At 72.4% G+C, this 17,001-nt stretch carries 19 protein-coding genes and 2 pseudogenes; 14 read left to right on the top strand and 7 right to left on the bottom strand.

Annotation, left to right across the window (positions count from 1 at the left end):
• Positions 1 to 7: 7 nt before the first annotated feature.
• Entirely contained in the window at positions 8 to 1,210 is a 1,203-nt protein-coding gene (locus ABEB28_RS20310; protein ID WP_345729735.1) for a monooxygenase, read from the bottom strand.
• A gap of 123 nt (positions 1,211 to 1,333) precedes the next feature.
• On the opposite strand from ABEB28_RS20310, the gene ABEB28_RS20305 reads away from it, so the two are divergent.
• Positions 1,334 to 1,747, top strand: a complete 414-nt coding sequence (locus tag ABEB28_RS20305) for a hypothetical protein (protein ID WP_345729734.1) — start codon at positions 1,334 to 1,336, stop codon at positions 1,745 to 1,747.
• 79 nt (positions 1,748 to 1,826) lie between these two features.
• Positions 1,827 to 2,798, top strand: a complete 972-nt coding sequence (locus ABEB28_RS20300; protein WP_345729733.1) for a zinc-binding dehydrogenase — start codon at positions 1,827 to 1,829, stop codon at positions 2,796 to 2,798.
• Positions 2,799 to 2,820: 22 nt separating this feature from the next.
• Here the strand turns inward: ABEB28_RS20300 and ABEB28_RS20295 are convergent, their stop codons facing one another.
• Positions 2,821 to 3,837 (bottom strand): medium chain dehydrogenase/reductase family protein, encoded by a 1,017-nt coding sequence (locus tag ABEB28_RS20295; protein WP_345729732.1) that lies wholly within the window; start codon positions 3,835 to 3,837, stop codon positions 2,821 to 2,823.
• 196 nt (positions 3,838 to 4,033) lie between these two features.
• Here ABEB28_RS20295 and ABEB28_RS20290 point away from each other — a divergent pair, with 196 nt between their 5' ends.
• Both ABEB28_RS20290 and ABEB28_RS20285 read left to right on the top strand, forming a co-directional pair.
• Entirely contained in the window at positions 4,034 to 5,287 is a 1,254-nt protein-coding gene (locus tag ABEB28_RS20290) for a serine hydrolase domain-containing protein (protein ID WP_345729731.1), read from the top strand.
• Positions 5,284 to 6,459, top strand: coding sequence for an MFS transporter (locus tag ABEB28_RS20285; RefSeq protein WP_345729730.1), 1,176 nt, complete (start codon positions 5,284 to 5,286; stop codon positions 6,457 to 6,459). The genes ABEB28_RS20290 and ABEB28_RS20285 overlap by 4 nt, the downstream gene beginning before the upstream one ends.
• Here ABEB28_RS20285 and ABEB28_RS20280 read toward each other — a convergent pair.
• A complete protein-coding gene (locus ABEB28_RS20280; RefSeq protein ID WP_345729729.1) occupies positions 6,446 to 7,147 on the bottom strand; it encodes a YqeB family protein in 702 nt (233 codons plus the stop codon). The two genes, ABEB28_RS20285 and ABEB28_RS20280, sit on opposite strands and share 14 nt — an antisense overlap.
• Before the next feature lie 133 nt (positions 7,148 to 7,280).
• Between ABEB28_RS20280 and ABEB28_RS20275 the strand changes: the two are divergent.
• Both ABEB28_RS20275 and ABEB28_RS20270 read left to right on the top strand, forming a co-directional pair.
• Positions 7,281 to 7,406: pseudogene (locus tag ABEB28_RS20275) on the top strand (AraC family transcriptional regulator); the annotation flags it as partial.
• 51 nt (positions 7,407 to 7,457) lie between these two features.
• Positions 7,458 to 7,832, top strand: a complete 375-nt coding sequence (locus tag ABEB28_RS20270) for a bleomycin resistance protein (protein WP_345729728.1) — start codon at positions 7,458 to 7,460, stop codon at positions 7,830 to 7,832.
• A 3-nt stretch (positions 7,833 to 7,835) separates the two neighbouring features.
• Here ABEB28_RS20270 and ABEB28_RS20265 read toward each other — a convergent pair whose 3' ends face one another.
• On the bottom strand, positions 7,836 to 8,294 hold the full coding sequence (locus ABEB28_RS20265; RefSeq protein WP_345729727.1) for an HIT family protein: 459 nt from the start codon (positions 8,292 to 8,294) through the stop codon (positions 7,836 to 7,838).
• A gap of 95 nt (positions 8,295 to 8,389) precedes the next feature.
• Here ABEB28_RS20265 and ABEB28_RS20260 point away from each other — a divergent pair, with 95 nt between their 5' ends.
• Positions 8,390 to 8,746, top strand: coding sequence for a VOC family protein (locus ABEB28_RS20260; RefSeq protein WP_345729726.1), 357 nt, complete (start codon positions 8,390 to 8,392; stop codon positions 8,744 to 8,746).
• On the opposite strand, the gene ABEB28_RS20255 is transcribed toward ABEB28_RS20260, so the two are convergent.
• Positions 8,721 to 9,092, bottom strand: a complete 372-nt coding sequence (locus ABEB28_RS20255; RefSeq protein WP_345729787.1) for a winged helix-turn-helix transcriptional regulator — start codon at positions 9,090 to 9,092, stop codon at positions 8,721 to 8,723. The genes ABEB28_RS20260 and ABEB28_RS20255 overlap by 26 nt on opposite strands.
• A gap of 63 nt (positions 9,093 to 9,155) precedes the next feature.
• Here ABEB28_RS20255 and ABEB28_RS20250 point away from each other — a divergent pair, with 63 nt between their 5' ends.
• The gene (locus ABEB28_RS20250; RefSeq protein ID WP_345729725.1) at positions 9,156 to 9,587 is read left to right on the top strand and encodes a YybH family protein; all 432 of its coding nucleotides are present in this window, start codon (positions 9,156 to 9,158) and stop codon (positions 9,585 to 9,587) included.
• A 190-nt stretch (positions 9,588 to 9,777) separates the two neighbouring features.
• The gene (locus ABEB28_RS20245) at positions 9,778 to 10,539 is read left to right on the top strand and encodes a substrate-binding periplasmic protein (protein ID WP_345729724.1); all 762 of its coding nucleotides are present in this window, start codon (positions 9,778 to 9,780) and stop codon (positions 10,537 to 10,539) included.
• Positions 10,540 to 10,559: 20 nt separating this feature from the next.
• Here the strand turns inward: ABEB28_RS20245 and ABEB28_RS20240 are convergent, their stop codons facing one another.
• Together ABEB28_RS20240 and ABEB28_RS20235 are read right to left on the bottom strand one after the other, a co-directional pair.
• Complete coding sequence (locus ABEB28_RS20240; protein WP_345729723.1) at positions 10,560 to 11,075, bottom strand: GNAT family N-acetyltransferase; 516 nt, start codon at positions 11,073 to 11,075, stop codon at positions 10,560 to 10,562.
• Positions 11,076 to 11,122: 47 nt separating this feature from the next.
• The gene (locus tag ABEB28_RS20235) at positions 11,123 to 12,190 is read right to left on the bottom strand and encodes a lysylphosphatidylglycerol synthase transmembrane domain-containing protein (protein ID WP_345729722.1); all 1,068 of its coding nucleotides are present in this window, start codon (positions 12,188 to 12,190) and stop codon (positions 11,123 to 11,125) included.
• A gap of 222 nt (positions 12,191 to 12,412) precedes the next feature.
• Here ABEB28_RS20235 and ABEB28_RS20230 point away from each other — a divergent pair, with 222 nt between their 5' ends.
• The 5 genes and pseudogenes from ABEB28_RS20230 to ABEB28_RS20210 form a co-directional block, all read left to right on the top strand.
• Positions 12,413 to 13,525: an ABC transporter permease gene (locus ABEB28_RS20230; RefSeq protein WP_345729721.1), complete on the top strand. Its 1,113-nt coding sequence runs from the start codon at positions 12,413 to 12,415 to the stop codon at positions 13,523 to 13,525.
• A gap of 81 nt (positions 13,526 to 13,606) precedes the next feature.
• Positions 13,607 to 14,272, top strand: coding sequence for a TetR/AcrR family transcriptional regulator (locus ABEB28_RS20225; RefSeq protein ID WP_345729720.1), 666 nt, complete (start codon positions 13,607 to 13,609; stop codon positions 14,270 to 14,272).
• Positions 14,273 to 14,339: 67 nt separating this feature from the next.
• Positions 14,340 to 15,431: a WD40/YVTN/BNR-like repeat-containing protein gene (locus ABEB28_RS20220; RefSeq protein ID WP_345729719.1), complete on the top strand. Its 1,092-nt coding sequence runs from the start codon at positions 14,340 to 14,342 to the stop codon at positions 15,429 to 15,431.
• A gap of 2 nt (positions 15,432 to 15,433) precedes the next feature.
• Positions 15,434 to 15,718, top strand: a complete 285-nt coding sequence (locus ABEB28_RS20215) for a ubiquitin-like small modifier protein 1 (RefSeq protein WP_345729718.1) — start codon at positions 15,434 to 15,436, stop codon at positions 15,716 to 15,718.
• 315 nt (positions 15,719 to 16,033) lie between these two features.
• Positions 16,034 to 17,001, top strand: a pseudogene (locus ABEB28_RS20210) (hypothetical protein); the annotation flags it as partial.

Raw genomic sequence — 17,001 nt, 5'->3', positions numbered from 1 at the left:
CACTGGGTCAGCTCTTGGGCGCCCAGATCACCACGCCGAGGCACATCTCGTCGCTGGTGCCGTCGCCCCAGACCACGTACCGGGGCTCGAGCGACTGCAGCTCGGGCAGCTTCCGGCGGAGCGTCGCGTCGTGCGTGCACGTGACCCGCAGCGTGTCGCCGGCCTTCACGGTGGCGGGCGGCGTCAGCGATCGGGCGCCCTGGTCGTCGAAGTCATACTGGGCCACGTCGAGCAGGGTCTTCGCGCCCGGCGTGCCGGGGTTGAGCTCGACCCGGATCGACTTCCCGAGCAGGTGCATGTGCCCGGCGACCGCGTAGATGGCGCCGGGCTGCCGGATCGTCCGGTCGCACTGCTGCGTCACCGCGGGGACCGGCGTCCGGCCGTCGTTGCAGAGCGCGTTCAGGCCCGCAACCGTGCCGCCGGCCTCCGGGCCGAACCGGTGGATCAGATCGAGCACGGCCCGTTCGCGGTCGCAGAGGTTGCCGGTCTCGCCGGGCGGGCAGGCCAGCTCGACCGGGGCGGTGAGCAGGCGGGTCTGCAGTGCGGTGAGGGGGGCGGTGCGGTCGACGAGCCGGAGGCGGATGCCCGACCGGTCGGTGCCTGCCGGCTTCCCGTCGGTGGCCAGGAGGCTGTAGTGCACCTGCATGACCAGCCGGCTTCCGGCGGCGAGCGGGTAGCCGGTGCCCGGCGACGTCAGGTTCTCGCCGCCCCCGGGCGCCCACGCCGCGACCCACGCGGCGCCGCCCGCGAGCTGGGCACTCGGCCCGGTTCCGCCGATGCCCGTGCCGCCGAAGCACCGCCAGCCCGCGCCGGGCGCCTCGGCGTCCAGTGACTGGGCCTCGGCCACCTGCTCGGGCGGCACCCGGAAGAAGATCGCGTGGTGGACGATCGCCGGGTTCTGCGGCAGGAACTGGCTTCCGGTGAGGTACGCCGGCGCGGTGAGCTTCGGGTCGACGAGGAAGCAGCGGTACTCGTCGGTGCCACCGCCGGTCGGCTCCGGGGTGTACGGCTCGGCCATCGCGAGCTGCTGGAACCGTTCGCCGTCCCGCAGCGGTGACGCCGGCGGCGGCGACGCGGTCGAGTGCTGGTGGGTAGGTGTCGCCGGAGCGGCCTTCGGCGCGCTCTCGCTGCACGCGGTGAGGGCCCCGCACCCGGCGAGGAGCAGCAGCGTCGCGAGGCCGCCGGTCAGTCGTCGCCGGATCCGGTTCATGGGCCGAAACGGTACTCGGCAGTACCCCGACGACGGGGCGTGTTTCCGAGATCACCTCCGGGTATTCCGACGCGCCGGGAAGATCCGCCCGAGCTGAGCACTTCTAGGGTGGAATGAGAGGCGATGAGCGACACAACCCGATTCACCGAGCGTGGCGTCGAAGAGTTTCTCACCGGTCCGGAGATCGTTTCGGTGTTCAGCTGGGAAGACACGCCGGAACTCCTCCACGTCGGGCTGTCGGACCTGTACTCCGGCGGCCTGCACGGCGGCAAGTTGGCGACGGTCTCGACGGTCTGGCTGCCCGCCAACCGGGCGATGGGCGACGGCATTGCCGAGTTCGAGACGCTGGTCAGCGGATTGGCCGAGCACCACGACGACCTCTCGCGGATCGACCGCTGGCGGACCCGCGAGGAGGCCGAGGCCGGCCACGCGTCCGTGGTCGAGGCGACGAAGGAACGGCTGATGGCCGCGCACTCCTACGTCGAGATCCACGTCGTCGACCGCGACCACACGTACCGCACCGAAAATCCCACTTGACCTTCTGGCTTGACCTCAACTGCGGTTGAGGTCGGACGCTTCCTCCCGACGACGCCGGAACGCGAACGGGAGGACGACCATGAAGGTCATCGAGGTGGCGGAGTTCGGCGGGCCGGAGGTACTGGCCCCGGTGGAGGTCCCCGACCCGGTTCCCGGGCCGGGCGAGGTCGTGGTCGACGTCGCGGCGGCCGACGTGCTGTTCGTCGACACCCAGGTGCGCCAGGGGGTGTTCGACTTCGGGGTGCAGCCGCCGTACGTCCCCGGGGACGGCTTCGCCGGAACGGTATCGGCGGTGGGCGACGAGGTCGACGCGGACTGGGTCGGACGCCGCGTGGCCGCGTACACCGGCGGCTTCCTGGGGACCGGAGGCTACCGCGAACGGGGCGTCGTCACGGCTGACGCGCTGGTCGCGGTGCCGGACGACGTGCCGTCGACGGTCGCTGCGGCGCTGCTCCACGATGCGGTCACCGCGCTGACGGTGACCGACGCGGCGCAGATCCGGCCGGGGGAGTGGGTGCTGGTGACGGCCGCGGCCGGTGGCATGGGTGTCCTCCTGCTCCAGCTCGCCGCTTCGGCGGGCGGACGTGTCGTCGGAGCCGCCCGCGGTGCGGAGAAGACCGCACTGATCCGGAAGTACGGCGCGGAGGCGGTGGACTACTCGGAGCCGGGGTGGGACGAGCGCGCGAACGCGCTCACCGGGGGTGCCGGGTTCCCGGTGGTGCTCGACGGGGCCGGCGGTGCGGTGGGGGAGGCGGCGTTCCGGATCACCGCGGACGGCGGGCGGTTCTCCGCCCACGGCTCCCCGAGCGGGGGTTTCGCCGCCCTCGACGCGGACGCCGCCGCGGCGCGCGGCATCCACCTGCGCGGGATCGCGGACGTCCAGCTCCCGCCCGAGCGGATGCGGAATCTGCTGGCCCGTGCGCTGGACGAGGCCGCTGCCGGACGGCTGAAGCCGGCGATCGGTGCGACGTTCCCGCTGGAGAAGGCGGTGGACGCCCACGCCGCGCTCGCCGCCCGAGCCGTGCCGGGAAAGGCACTACTGATCACCTGACGCGTGCGTCTCCGAACTGCGCTCACGGCACCAGGACGACCTTGCCGGTCACCGTGCCGGACTTGGCCAGCCGCAGTGCGCCCGTAGCCTGGGTGAGCGGGACGCGGGCAGCGACCTGAGCCGCGATCGCGCCCTCGGCGAGCAGCCCGAACACCGCACCGAGGTCCTCGCGGAGGCGGGCCTGGAAGGCCGCGCGGCGCCGCCGGCCGGCCCAGATGTTGTAGAACGTCGCGCGGTGGCCGTTCGGGAGCGCGTTCCACCACGCCAGCCGGGCGATCAGCTTCAGCACCGGCAGCTGGGAGTTACCGGGGTCGTTCTTCGTCGCGGCGGTGCCGTACGAGACGAGCGTGCCGCCGGGGGCCAGCAGGCGGTAGGAGTCGACGATGCCCGCACCCCCGACGTGGTCGAACACCGCGTCGACGCCGTTCGGGGCCAGGGTGCGAACGCGGCCCGCCAGGTCGGGATCCCGGTAGTCGATCGGCTCCGCGCCCAGCGCGCGCACCGCGTCGTGGTTGCGGCGGGAGGCGGTGCCGAGGACGCGGATCCCGGCGTGCCGGGCCAGCTGCACGAGCGTCGAGCCGACACCGCCGTTCGCGCCGTGCACGAGGATCGTCCCGCCGGGGCGCGCCTTCGCGGCGCGGTGCAGCATCTGCCAGGCGGTGATGCCGTTGACGACGACGGTCTCCGCGGCGGCTGGGTCGACGCCGTCCGGCACCGCGACCAGGTCACCGGCGTCGACCAGGGCGTCGCTGGCCCACCCGCCGGTCTTGGTCAGCGCGGCGAAGCGGCGGCCGAGCAGGGCCTCCTCGACGCCAGGGCCGACCGCGGCCACGGTGCCGACCAGGTCGTAGCCGGGGACGAACGGGAACGCCGGCTGGTCGTAGTACTTGCCGCGGCGCATCTGCTGTTCGGCGAAGGAGACGCCGCTGGCCTCGACCGCGATCCGCGCCTGGCCGGGGCCGGGCTCGGGCAGCGGACGCCGATCGACGAGGAGCCCGTCCGGCTCGACGACGCCCGGCAGAACGATCTGGGTGAGCATGGAAGTCCCTTCTAAAGAGTGGTTGACCACTCACTGCAGTCATGAGTGATTGAACACTCACACCTGCTCGGCGTCAAGCGCCCAGGGGACCGGCTTCGGCGGGATCGGTGAAATTGCCCATCAGGGCGAAACCGTGCCCGCGGACGGGCACGGCGTCCGAGGATGGGCTGCGGCACCGGGGCCGGGAGGAGACACGATGACGCAGACCGTGACCGAGGTCGACCCGCTGGAGGTCGGGCTCGATCCGACCCGCCTGGCGCGGATCGACCGGCACTTCGCCCGCTACGTCGACGCCGGGCGCCTCCCGGGTTGGTCGCTGCTGGTCAGCCGGTACGGGCGGGTGGCGCACACGGCTACTTACGGTCGGCGGGACGTCGAGGCCGGCGCCCCGGTCACCGACGACACGCTGTTCCGGATCTACTCGATGACCAAGCCGATCACCTCGGTCGCGGCGCTGATGCTCTACGAAGAGGGTGCGTTCGAGCTGACCGATCCGGTCAGCCGTTACCTCCCGGCCTTCGCCGACCAGCGGGTCCTCGTCGGCGGCACCGCCGCACGCCCGGCCACGGTGCCCGCGATCGAGCCGGTCCGGATCTGGCACCTGCTGACACACACCGCCGGCCTCACCTACGGCTTCCACCACACCCAGGTGCTGGACGAGATCTACCGGGCGGCGGGTTTCGAGTGGGGCAGCCCGAAGGGTCTCGATCTGGCCGCCTGCGTCGACGCCTGGGCGGGTCTGCCGCTGGCGTTCCAGCCCGGCGCCGAGTGGAACTACTCGGTCGCCACCGACGTCGTCGGCCGCCTGGTCGAGGTGGTGTCCGGACAGTCGCTGGACGCGTTCTTCGCCGAGCGGATCTTCGGCCCGCTCGGGATGACCGACACGTCGTTCACGGTCGCGGAGACCGACGCCGACCGGCTGGCCGCGCTGTACGCTCCGACGTCCCGCTCCACGACCGGTTCGCGGATCGTGCGCAACGAGCGGATGGGCCGCGCGATCCTCCGCGAGCCACGGTACCTCTCGGGCGGTGGCGGCTTGGTCGCCACCCGCCACGACTACCACCGCTTCGCGCAGATGCTGCTGGGCCGCGGTGAGCTGGACGGCGTCCGGTTGCTGGGGGACCGGACGGTGCGGTTCATGACCGCGAATCACCTGCCGGGCGGCGTGGATCTCGCCGCGTTCGGCCGGCCCCTGTTCGCCGAGACGACGTTCGCGGGCACCGGGTTCGGGCTCGGCGTCTCGGTGGTGCTCGACCCGATCGTCGGCCGGACGCTCGGCAGCGCCGGCGAGTTCGGCTGGGGCGGCGCCGCGAGCACCGCCTTCTGGGTCGATCCGGCCGAGCAGCTGACCGTCGTCTTCCTCACCCAGCTGCTGCCGTCGAGCACCTACCCGTTACGCAGCCAGCTCCACCAGCTCGTCTACTCTGCCCTGGTGGACCGCATCGAGTGACCACCGCCAGGCGGCTGCTGCAGGCCACCGCGCTGGTCAGCACGTTGGACCGGTTCGCGATGCCGCCGATGCTGATCGCGATCGCCCGTGACCTCGACGTCCCGCTCACCCAGGTGGTGCAGGCGGCCAGCCTGTACTTCCTCGCCTACGGCCTGATGCAGCCGGTCTGGGGTGTGGTCTCCGATCGGTTCGGGCTGATCGGGACGATCCGCGCGGCTTTGCTCGTCGCCGCCGTGGCGACCGGCGCGTCCGCGCTGGTGGGCGGCGCGGTGGCGCTGGCGGCGGCCCGGGGATTGGCCGGTGCGTGCTTCAGCGCGGCGATCCCGGCCGGTCTGGTGTACCTCGGCGACACCGTGCCGGCTCCGGACCGCCAGCGCGAGATCACGAACTTCATGTCCGGCAGCGCGGTGGGCACCGCACTCGGTGCCGCCGGGGCCGGCGTCCTCGCGCAGGCAGTGAGCTGGCGGCTGGCGTTCCTGGTCACCAGCGCGGCAGCCCTCGTGCTGGTCATCGTCCTGCGACGGTTGCCACCGCCCGGGGTGAGCCGCCGTGAGCAGCGCCTGGCCACCGCGCTGGGCCGGGTTCGGCGTTCCCGGGCGACCTGGCTCGTGCTCGTGCTCGCGTTCGGCGACGGAGCCGTGCTGCTCGGCGTCCTCACGCTGTTGCCGGCGGCGGTGGAGGCGACCGGCGTGGGGGCGGCGCTGGCCGGGGCGGTGACCGGTGTCTACGGCGTCGCGGTGCTGATCTTCGCCCGGCTGGCCGGGGCACTTTCCCGGCGGACCGGACGCTGGCAGCTCCCCGCGGCCGGTGCGGGCGGTGCGCTCGCCGGGTGCGCGCTGGTGGCGGTCACCCAGGTACCGGCCGCCGCGGTCGTCACCGCGTTCCTGCTCGGCATGGGGTGGGCGTGGCTGCACTCGACGATGCAGACCTGGGCCACCGAGGTCCTGCCGTCGGCGCGGGCGACGGTCGTGTCGCTGTTCGCGGCGGCGCTGTTCCTCGGCAGCGCGATCGCGGCGCTGCTCGCGGCCGGGCCGGCCGAGCAGGGTCGGTTCGGGGCGGTGTTCGCGGTCGCAGCGGTGCTCACGGTGCCGCTGGGCGTGACGGCGGCCGTCGGCCGGGCCCGCTGGCGCGCTCCCGCCGACGAAACCGAGTCGAGGACTAGCGAGTGCTAGTGCGCCACTGTTGGCGTTTCTTCTCGTCCCGGACGACTAACCCGTAGGTGGCCAGCTCGGCACGCAACGCCACCAGTTCGTCCTTCTTGCCCTTGTCGAGGGCTTTCTGGCGGGCCTTGAACACCACGTGCGTGGCAGGCGGCAGCGACGGGTCCTCCTCGACCCAGGGCTGGAACCGGGCGGCGTGCGGATCGGTGTCCGACCACGGGTAGCCGTGCGCGGTGAACGCGTCGCGGAGCTTCGCCTTGCTCAAGTCGTGGGACTCCCGGGCCAGCTCCCGGGTGTCGCGACCCAGCAGGACGAGTTTCTTGCCGTCGGGGAAGACGGCGCCGACGCCCTCACGGGCGATCTCGCGCGGCGCGGGCCCGTCGAAGAGCGCCCCGAACCGGCCGCCGCGGTCCAGGGTCACCGTCTCCGCGGTGACGGTGACCTTCAGCCGCTCGTAGGCGGCCATGCCGACCAGGATCAGCCCGGCGACGGCACCGGTGGCGACCAGTACCACTAGGCCCCACGGCTCGGGCAGATCCTCGACGAACCGCATCGATCGGCGCAGCGGCTTCCAGGGGAAGTTGGCCAGCCAACCGACGATCAGGTAGGCCAGGGCGCCCGTCCCGGCGCCCACGGCGGGCAAGCCGACCGCGATGACGGCTTTGACCGGTCCGGACTCCTCGACAGTGGTGATGGACATGTCAGTCACGGTGGGGGGCGGCGGGACGACGCCGCTGCAGGCGATCGTCGCGTGCCCATCGACTTTGGTCTACGGCCTCGGCGCGCTGATCGGGCGGAGCGCCCCGTCGGGTCGACGATCGGCCCACGGGTGGGCGGCGGAGAGCGGCTACGCCGACCAGTCCCACCTCCATCGGGACGTACGGACCTTCGCCGGAACGACGCCGACCGCCGTCGCGGCCGCGCCCTGGCTCGCCGTCGACGACGTCGCGTGGGCGTGACATCGCGCCTACGCTGGCATCCGGGCGATGGCTGGATCGAGAGGAACGCTGATGAGCACCTTCCTCGCAGCGGTACCGGCGCTTCCGGTCGCCGACGAGCGCCGGGCGGTGGCGTTCTACGAGACCGCGCTGGGCTTCACCGAGCTCCGGCACGACGGCGCCGGGCTCGGCATCCTTCAGCGGGACGACGTCGAGCTCCACGTGTGGGTGGCGGACGGCAGCGCGCCCGGCGCCGAGCGGCACCTGGCCGGCTCGGCGTCCTGCCGCCTGCAGGTCACCGACATCGACGCGTTGTACGCGCACTGCCGCGAGCTGGACGTCGTGCATCCGAACGCGCACCTCGCCTCCACGCCGTGGCGCACCCGCGAGTTCGGGGTCCTCGATCCGGACGGCAACCTGATCGCGCTCTACGAGCGCCAGCGGTAGCGCTCAGCCGGGCGACCCGTACCGACCGCCGGCGAGGGCGGCTCGGAGGTCGGCCGCGATCGTGTCGCGTTCGGCGTCGGACAGGCGTTGATCGTCGTCGAGGTACCGGAAGACGCCCGGCCCGCGCCGGTCGGCAGCCAGATCCGGCAGGCGCGGCACCACGTGGAAGTGGACGTGGGCGAAGCCCTCCTTCTCGGCGAACTGCATGACGTACGTCTTTGCGCAGCCGGTCACCTCGGCCAACGCTCGGGACAGTCGCACCTGCCAGAGACCCGACGCGGACGCCTCGGCGTCGGTCAGCTCCGCGATCGACGTGACGTGACGTCGTGGGACCAGGATCAGCCACCCGGGCAGTGCGCTGTTGAAGCCGTGGGCGACCCGCCACCAGGCGTCGGCGGCGATCCGTTCACGCGGGGGGAGCTGGTCGAACTCGTCGTTCTTCCGGCACGGGTAACACTCCACCGCCGCACGGTAGTACGCCGCTCGGCGCCGAAACGTCCAAGCCGGAGCGATGGGCCACCGGTAGCGTCGGCGCGACTACTGCGTCCGGAGGATCGATGCGAGTCAAGCGGATCGTGACCAACCTTCCAGTGCCCGACGTCGAGGCCGCCAAGAGCTTCTACCGCGACTATTTCGGGCTGAGCAACGAGGAGTTCAACCTGGGGTGGGTGGCTCGATTCACCTCCCCGGAGAGCGGAGCGAACGTCCAGCTCGTCACGCGGGACGCCACCGCGCCGGAGGACTCGGTCGCTTCCGTCCTCATCGACGGCGACGTCGAGGAGGCCTATCGGGAGGCGCAGCGGCTCGGCTACGAGATCGTGCACCCGATCACGACGGAGCCGTGGGGCGTGCGCCGGTTCTTCGTCCGGGCGCCGGACGGCAACGTGTTCAACGTGGTGAGTCATCCGGACTGACGTCCAAGGACGTCTCGAGTAGCGCGGTGCCGGTCCGGTACAGCTCGACGAGGAGCGGCTCGACGGCGCGGCCGGCGGCGGTGAGCCGGTAGAGCGTCCGGGGCGGGAAGCTCGCGCTCCGGGCCCGCTCCACCAGGCCGCGCTGCTCCAGGCGGACCAGCCGTTCGGTCAGCACCTTCGCGCTCAGCGTGGGCAGCCCGCGCTGCAGCTCGGTGAACGAGCGCGCCCCGCCCATCAGGTCGCGCAGCACCAGCGTCGTCCAGCGGCCACCGATCGCCGCCAGCGCCACCTCCACCGGGCACTCTGGCTCCGGCCGCCGCGTCGCACCGCGCCCGTCCGGAACCAGCACCGGGTCCCAGCCGGTACTTACCGTTTGGTGACCTACGTGCGGCACGGATTCACTCCTGGCATGGGAATCGACGACACGCTCCACGCCACCACTCTCGCACTCACCGACGACCCGGGGCAGCACCCGCACGTCTTCGCTCGTGCCTTCAACACCGGCCGCGGCACGGTGGTCGACGAGGTCTACGAGCCGGGCGGTGTCCTGGTCACCGAGCCGGGCCGGAGCGTCGACACCGCGGCCGAACGCGTCGGCGCCAACCAGCGCTTCCTCGACCTCGGGCTGCCGATCGCGGTGAACCCGCGGCAGGTCTACGTCGCCGACGACATCGCGCTGCTCATCGTGGACTGGGTGATCGACGGCACCGACCCCGACGGTCGGCACGTGCACGTGGAGGGCACCGCGACCGACGTCGCCCGCCGCGGCGTCGACGGCCGGTGGCGTTACGTGATCGACAACCCGTTCGGGACGGCACTGGGGTGGAGCCCGGCGGGGTGAGAATGGTGTGATCTGTGTGCTTGCTGTGCATCCGTCGCGCTAGGGTGGCCCGGCTCAGATCCACTGAGGTACGGGGAGTTCAGTGAGACACCGTCTGGTCGTGGCCGTTCCGCTCGCCTTGGCCCTCGCGTTAGCCGGCTGTTCGTCCAGTGACGAGAGGGGCGGTCCCACAGCACCGACCCACAGTGCCGTGCCGTCGCCCACCGCGACGATGGAGAAGGTGCCGGACGGGGTGAACGTTCCGCTGGTCCGGAAGGGTCGGTTGACCGTCTGCCAGTGGCGCGGCGGAACGCCTTACCTGAGCGCGACGGCGGGCGGCACGAAGGCCGAGGGCTTCGACGTCGAGCTGCTGACACTGGTGGCCGAGCGCCTCGGCGTCGTTCTACTGATCATCGAGTCCGACCAGGGTGACGTCCTCGCCGCCCAGGCGCTCGGCGCGAAGTCCTGCGATCTGAGCGCGGGCAGGTTCTACGCGCTGCCCGAGGACGACCCGGATCAGCTCCCGGTCGACTACACCGTGCCGTACTTCCGCCGGACGACCGCGATCCTGTCGTCGGACACGAGCCTGACGTCGCTGGAGTCGCTGCGCGGGAAGCGCGTCGCGATCGAGTCGTCCGGCATCCTGCCGGACGAGGTCGCGGCCGCCGGCGTGCAGACCGTCGAGCTGGACGGCGCCATCATCCCGGCCGCGATCCACGCCGGGCGGTTCGACGCGGCGATCCTCGACAGCGGAGTCGCGCGGTACGCGCAACTCCAGGACAAGTCCGGGGCCATGCGGGTCACCCACGAGTTCGGCGAACCGGGCGACGTCGTGTTCGCGGTCGCCAACGGCAACACCGTACTCCGCGAGCAGGTGAACGCCGCCCTCGTCGACGCCGGGCGCAACGGGCACTACCACTACGCCTACCGCCAGTGGTTCGCCGGCGAGCCGACGCTGGTTCCCGGCTCCTGACCTGCAGCCGATGGCGGGAATCAGGACAATTCGTCCGCGAGCAGATCCATCAGCAACCCGTCGTGCCAGACGCCGTCAGCCCCACGCTCGTAGCGACGCATGATCCCCACCGGCCGGAACCCGACCTTGGCGTAACAGCGGATCGCGGCCTCGTTGTCGGCGGCGGGGTCGATGACCAGGCGATGGTGGCCGTGGTCGTCGATCAGGTGCCGGGCCAGGGTACGAACCGCGTCGGCGCCGACCCCGCGGCCGTGGACCGCGGGATCCAGGTAGACGTCGATGTTGGCGTGCCGGTACTCCGGGTCGTCTTCCTCGCCCCACTGGATCGCGCCGACGACGCGCTCCTCGTACTCGACGACCAGCACCTCGACGTCGTCGACGGCCATTTCGTCGGCGACCGCGTCGACCAGGTCGCCGTCGCCACGCCATCGCGTGTACACCTCGGGCATCGACCGGATCTCGGCCAGCCGCGGAACGTCGTCCTGCGTCGCCGCCCGCAGGCGCACCAGCGTCCCCGACAGCGTCGTCGTCTCCATGGCGAGACGCTACCGTCTCCGGTCGCCGCGATCGCCTGTCGACCGCGTCAGCCGACCGGGACCGCGGGGCGCAGCGGCTCACGGCGCTGGCGGCGGCGGACCAGCAGCCACACCACCCATCCCGCGGTGATGATGAAGCCGAGGCTGATGATCCGGTAGAGCACGACCGCGGCGATCGCGGTGCTCGTGGGCAGGCCACCGGCGACCAGGCCGACGATCAACGCGCCGTCGACGACGCCGAGGTTGCCGGGAACCAGCGGGATGCTCGCCGCGGCCATGCCGGCGCAGTACGCCAGCACCAGATGGATCGCGGTGATGTCGCCGGCGCCGACGGCGCGGCAGCACAGCCAGAGACACAGCGCGTCCAGCAGCCAGTTCGCCAAGGCGAAGTAGGCGGCGACGGCGAGGTCGAGAGGCCGGATCCGGACCGCGGTGATCTCCTCGACCAGGGCGACCAGGCGTCCGCTGCCGCTGTCCGGCCGCTGCCGGACCCGGTTGACGAACCTCTCGATCGCACCGGCCACGGTCGTGAGCCACTGCGGGTGCCGCGCCATCGCGCGAACCGCGACCGCCAGCGCCAGGCCGACCGCCAGGTAGGTCAACAGCGTGGAGAGGCCACCGCCGCTCCCGGCCAGGATTGCGCCTCCCGCACCGATCAGCACCAACGCGACGCTCGACAGCACGCCGCTCAGCGCGATGCACCAGGACGCGGCGGCCGCCGAAGCGCCGTACCGCCGCATCTGCTGGAAGTTGTAGCGGGTGGAGAACAGCGGCCCGCCGGGCAGGCTGACCGACAGGGAGTGCGCGGCGAAGGCCAGCGCGACATGGCGCCCGAGGTGCACGGTCGTTCCGGCGGACCGGAGCAGCCGCCGCTGCATGCGCGCGTAGCCGCCCATCGAGACCAACTCGGCCACGACGGCGAGCGCCACCCAACTCCACAGCGGGGTGTGGAGTTGGCTGAACGCCGCGGCCAGCGAAGGTCCGCCGAGCACCGCCTCGACCACCAGGATCGCCAGGACGACCACGATCGGCACGGTCCTCCGGAGCACGCGTCGACGCATCGACCGGACCGGGACCTCCGGCGCAGGGGTGGGGAAAGCGACGTCGCCGCTCATAGCCCCCTCCCCCTGAGATCCGCGCCGTGGCGGCATCAACCCGACTATCTACGTTAAACGCCCAGTTGGAGCGACCTCTCGTCGACCCTATCTCCTTTTCTCAACGACTGTTGATTTATCGCGCCGACCGGTCTACCGTCAGGACTGCGAAACTCCACAGGTGTTGAATTAGAGACTCGTGGACGGCTCCGAGCGGGCGGTTCACCGAGCGAAGGAGCTCTCATGGAAAGCAAAAGCACGAGCACGTCGACGAAGTCCGCGGCCGCCGCGCGTCACCGGCCGGCCTGGCTGGAGGCGACCGGCCTCGTCGGCGCGCTCGCGCTGATCGTCGGCCTCCTGCTGTTGGCGTTCGGCCTGCCGACGGTGAACGGTGGGCCGCACGACGTGCCGCTCGGCGTCGTCGCGCCGCCGCCGGCCGTCACCGCGGTCGAGGACGCGCTGGCCAAGGCGGCTCCCGGCGGGTTCGACGTCCGGACCTACCCGGACGAGGACGCGCTCCGGGCCGCGATCGGCGACCGGGAGGTCTACGGCGGCTTCGTCCTCGGGGCGGACGGCGGCACGCCGAGCGTCCTGGTGCTCACCGCGAGCGCCGCCGGCCCGCCGATCGCCCAGGGCATCAGCACGATCGGTGCCACGCTGGCGGAGCGCAACGGCGCGACCGCCACCACGGTCGACGTCCGTGCGCTTCCGGCGGACGACCCGCGCGGCGCCGGCCTGACCGCGATGGGTCTGCCCGCGGTGCTCGGCGGCGTCCTGGCGGCCGTGCTGCTGACCCGCCGCTTCCCCCGCCAGCCCTGGGTGCGGGTCTCGGCCGCCGTGGCGTTCGCTCTGGTCGAGGGTCTGGTGGCCGCGTCGGTCCTGACCTGGTGGTTCGGGACCGTGGACGAGAACATGGTGCAGGTCGCGCTGGGGCTGGCCTTCGGCCTGGCCGCGGTCGCGCTGACCGTCCTCGGGCTGGAGGCGGTCTTCGGTATCGCGGGCATCGGGCTCGGCGCCGCGCTCTTCGTCCTGCTGGGCAACCCGCTGTCCGGGCTGGCGTCCGGGCCGGAGTTCCTGCCGTCCGGCTGGGGAGCGTTCGGTCAGCTGCTGCCCAGCGGGGCGAGCGCGACCCTGCTGCGCGCCAACGCGTACTTCGACGGGGCCGGTACGGCGACCGCGCTCACGGTGCTGACCTGCTGGGTCGTGGTGGGGCTGCTGCTCGTGGCCGCCGGGACGGCGCGCGCCCGGCGTGCGGGTGCAGTGTCCGGGCCGACGGCGTCCCCCGCGGAGAGGTCCGGGGCGGCGTCCGAGTCGGCCGATGCGCAGCCGTCGGCCACCCGGTCCACCCTTGCCTGAGCAGCGGCCCGCCCGCGGCGGGGCCGGTCACCGACCCGACGAGGTCGGTGACCGGCCCCGCCGCTGGGTTAGGCTCCGACCATGAGCACCCCGGACGTCGGCCTAGGCCGACGACGGGGACGGCGGCCCGGCTCACCGAACACCCGGGAGGCGGTGCTGGCCGCCGCCCGGTCGGCCTTCGCCGAGCACGGATACCGGAAAGCGACGATCCGCTCGATCGCCCGGGACGCCGGCGTCGACCCGTCGCTGGTCATCCAGTTCTTCACGAGCAAGGAAGAGCTGTTCCGGGCGTGCCTGGAATTGGTCCTCGGCCCGCCCGAAGTGGCCGCCGCCCAGTTCGCCGCCGCGGAGGGCACGCTCGGCCACCGGCTGGCCACGTTCTACTTCGGCTTGTGGGAGCGGGCCGAGTCCCGGCACTCGCTCACCGCGATGGCGCTGAGCGCGGCGTCAGAGGACGAAGCCCGGCGCGCGATACGGACCTTGATGCTGCGGCATTTCGTCGGGCCGATCGGCGCCGAGATCGGGCTGGACCGGGCGGCGCGCCGGGTACCCCTGGCCGCGACCCAGATGCTCGGGATGGCGTTCCTCCGCTACGTCGTGCCGACCGATCCGATGGCGAGCATGCCGTTCGACGACGTGGTGCGGCTGGTCGCCCCGGTGCTCGACCGCTACCTCACCGGAGATCTCGACGACGTCCTCACCGCCGAGCTGACGCCGCTCGTTTCGCCGCAACACCCGGGTCCGTAGCGCAGGACGGCGAACTGTCGGGGGAGTGGCGTAGCGTCCGCCGAAACTCCGCCGAGGAGGTTCCGCGATGGCATCCACTGCGCTGTTGGCGATCGGCACCCGCAAGGGCCTCTGGCTGGCGACCAGCCACGACGGTCGGGCGAGCTGGCAGGTCTCCGGCCCGCACCATCCGATGACCGACGTCTACGCGGTCGCGATCGACACCCGCCGGTCGACGCCCCGGCTGCTCGCCGGCGTCACCAGCGAACACTTCGGGCCGAGTGTCTCGGTGAGCGACGACCTCGGCGCCAGCTGGTACGAGCCCGACCACGCGCCGGTCGGATTCCCGGACGCCACCGGGGCCGCGCTCGGCCGGGTCTGGCAGCTCGCGCCCGGTCCGGCGTCCGAACCCGACGTGGTGTACGCGGGCGTGGAGCCCTCCGCCCTCTTCCGCTCCGACGACGGCGGTCGTACCTACTCGCTGGTCGAGGGGTTGTGGAACCACCCGCACCGGGAGCACTGGGGGCCCGGCTACGGCGGCATGGCGGTGCACACCGTGCTGCCGCACCCGGCCGATCCGCGGCGGCTCACCGTGGCGATGTCCACCGGCGGCGTCTACGTCAGCGAGGACGCGGGGGCGAGCTGGTCGCCGAGCAACACCGGCGTCAAGGCTTACTTCCTGCCCGATCCGTACCCGGAGTTCGGGCAGTGCGTCCACAAGCTGGCGCAGAACCCGGCCGCGCCCGACCGCTTCTACTTGCAGAACCACCACGGCGTCTACCGCAGTGACGACGGTGCGGCGAGCTGGCAGTCGATCGCCGACGGGCTGCCCAGCGACTTCGGCTTCCCGATCGTGGCCCATCCGCACCGGCCGGACGTCGTGTACAACTTCCCGCTGGTGGCGGACGCGAAGCGGTTCCCGCCCGACGCGCGGTGCCGCGTGTACCGCAGCGAAGACGCCGGGAAGTCGTGGCAGGGTCTCTCGGCGGGCCTGCCGGACGAGGACTTCTGGTCGGCCGTGCTGCGGGACGCGCTCTGCGTGGACAACGCCGATCCGGCCGGGGTGTACTTCGGCGCCCGCACCGGTGAGGTCTACGCCAGCCGCGACGAGGGGGAGAGCTGGCAGCTCGTCGCCGCCCATTTGCCGGACGTGCTCTGCGTCCGGGCGAGCCTGGTGTAGCGATGGCGGTCTCGATCTCGCTGCCCGGGGTGCTGCGTCCCTACGCCGGGGACGAGGCGACCGTGGAGGTTCCTGCCGAGCGTGCGGCGACGCTGGGGGCGGCGCTCGACGTGCTCGCCGAACGTCACCCGGCGCTCGACCGGCGCCTGCGCGACGAACGGGGCGCGCTGCGGCGGTACGTGAACTTCTACCTGGACGGGGAGGAGTGCCGGCGGCTGGCCGGTGCGGAGACGCCGGTGCCGGACGGCAGCGAGATCCTCATCCTTCCGTCCGTCGCCGGGGGATGAGCGCGCCGGAGGCGAGCTCGCTGCCGCACAACGGATGCTGATGCGGAAACGTGACTTGTATCCGTAAAAGCGGGCGAAATAGCATGAAGCCTAGAAGGTCGGGTATCGCTCGTTCACGTTCTGATCGGGCAGTGGGGTGGCGCGAGGGATTGAAAGGTCGATATCTGTAGCGCATCACGCAGTCGTCCCGTAACGCGGGGTTCAGCCGGTGCGCGGGCCGTTGGGGCGGCTTCAGAGACGACCACAGGCGCCGACCGCGCTGCGGGGTTCTCGTTGGGGGGAGGGTCCATGATGGACCATGCGGTGCCGGGTCCGATGACGACCAGACCCACCGGCGGTAACTCGAAACCCGCGCCGGCGACCAAGGCCGGCCCGACCCGTCCGACGGCGAGTCGCCCGTCCACCGCCCGCACCGACCCGTCCCGTCCGGCGTCGACGCCGCGTCCGACCGGGACGCCGCGCGTGCTGCCGGTCGCGTCCGGTAGCTCGGCGGCCGGACCGTGTGCGCTGCCGATCGCGGCCGGTCGGGTCACCCCGGCCTCGCACGCGGCGCCGGTCGGTGCGCTGGCGAAGCGGCGCGTCGGATCCTGCACTCCGCCGCTCCCGGTGCCCCGGCGTCCCTGGGCGCTCGGCCTCGCCCGTGCGCGGACGCCGTCCGGTGCGCTCGCCGGCGTTCGCGGGTTGGCCGGTGCCGCGGTTCCCGTCGCCGACGCGACCTACATCGCGCTGCCCGACGGCCGCCTCCGGTGGCCGGGCGCGCTGCGCTGCAGAAGGATCGGAGATGCCGCCGGGCGGTGCTTCCACCCGCTGCGGCGGCGGTGGCGTGGCACGGAACAGCGTGGGGGCAGGCGCGTGGCGGAGATGGCATTCTCGGTGACGATCGCGGCGCTGGCGGTACTGCTCACGCTCGCCCTGGTCTCCGCGCTACTTCCGGGGGCGGCTGCGGTCGGCGGAGTCGCCACCGGTTTCCTGTCGCTGGCCGGGGGATTCTCCGGCTACGCCGCCTGGCGCTGGGTGCGGTGGATGCGCGACCGTACGGAGCGTCTGCACTGGTCGGTGCTCGCGGCGGTGGGTGCGGCGGCCACGGCGTCCGAACTGTACGGTGCGGCGGCGATCGCCGCCGGTCACTCGGGCTTCCTCGAGCGGCTCACCGCGCTCGCCGGCTTCGGGTTCGCAGCGGCGCTGACCGTGGCGGTGACGGGCGTGGCCAGCCTGGTGACGTACCACCGGTCGGTGACCGACGCCCAGCTCCTCCAGTGGGCGGCCCGTCCAGGACGGCGCTG

Origin of the sequence: Cryptosporangium minutisporangium (genome assembly GCF_039536245.1) — a bacterium.
Taxonomy (GTDB): domain Bacteria; phylum Actinomycetota; class Actinomycetes; order Mycobacteriales; family Cryptosporangiaceae; genus Cryptosporangium; species Cryptosporangium minutisporangium.
This window is presented reverse-complemented; position numbering and strand designations above follow the sequence as displayed.

What these genes read in the sequence shown, in the direction of transcription:
- ABEB28_RS20310 (WP_345729735.1), bottom strand. Translation starts at nt 1,210, where the DNA reads ATGAACCGGATCCGGCGACGACTGACCGGCGGCCTCGCGACGCTGCTG.
- ABEB28_RS20305 (WP_345729734.1), top strand. Translation starts at nt 1,334, where the DNA reads ATGAGCGACACAACCCGATTCACCGAGCGTGGCGTCGAAGAGTTTCTC.
- ABEB28_RS20300 (WP_345729733.1), top strand. Translation starts at nt 1,827, where the DNA reads ATGAAGGTCATCGAGGTGGCGGAGTTCGGCGGGCCGGAGGTACTGGCC.
- ABEB28_RS20295 (WP_345729732.1), bottom strand. Translation starts at nt 3,837, where the DNA reads ATGCTCACCCAGATCGTTCTGCCGGGCGTCGTCGAGCCGGACGGGCTC.
- ABEB28_RS20290 (WP_345729731.1), top strand. Translation starts at nt 4,034, where the DNA reads ATGACGCAGACCGTGACCGAGGTCGACCCGCTGGAGGTCGGGCTCGAT.
- ABEB28_RS20280 (WP_345729729.1), bottom strand. Translation starts at nt 7,147, where the DNA reads ATGTCCATCACCACTGTCGAGGAGTCCGGACCGGTCAAAGCCGTCATC.
- ABEB28_RS20270 (WP_345729728.1), top strand. Translation starts at nt 7,458, where the DNA reads ATGAGCACCTTCCTCGCAGCGGTACCGGCGCTTCCGGTCGCCGACGAG.
- ABEB28_RS20260 (WP_345729726.1), top strand. Translation starts at nt 8,390, where the DNA reads ATGCGAGTCAAGCGGATCGTGACCAACCTTCCAGTGCCCGACGTCGAG.
- ABEB28_RS20250 (WP_345729725.1), top strand. Translation starts at nt 9,156, where the DNA reads ATGGGAATCGACGACACGCTCCACGCCACCACTCTCGCACTCACCGAC.
- ABEB28_RS20240 (WP_345729723.1), bottom strand. Translation starts at nt 11,075, where the DNA reads ATGGAGACGACGACGCTGTCGGGGACGCTGGTGCGCCTGCGGGCGGCG.
- ABEB28_RS20235 (WP_345729722.1), bottom strand. Translation starts at nt 12,190, where the DNA reads ATGAGCGGCGACGTCGCTTTCCCCACCCCTGCGCCGGAGGTCCCGGTC.
- ABEB28_RS20230 (WP_345729721.1), top strand. Translation starts at nt 12,413, where the DNA reads ATGGAAAGCAAAAGCACGAGCACGTCGACGAAGTCCGCGGCCGCCGCG.
- ABEB28_RS20225 (WP_345729720.1), top strand. Translation starts at nt 13,607, where the DNA reads ATGAGCACCCCGGACGTCGGCCTAGGCCGACGACGGGGACGGCGGCCC.
- ABEB28_RS20220 (WP_345729719.1), top strand. Translation starts at nt 14,340, where the DNA reads ATGGCATCCACTGCGCTGTTGGCGATCGGCACCCGCAAGGGCCTCTGG.
- ABEB28_RS20215 (WP_345729718.1), top strand. Translation starts at nt 15,434, where the DNA reads ATGGCGGTCTCGATCTCGCTGCCCGGGGTGCTGCGTCCCTACGCCGGG.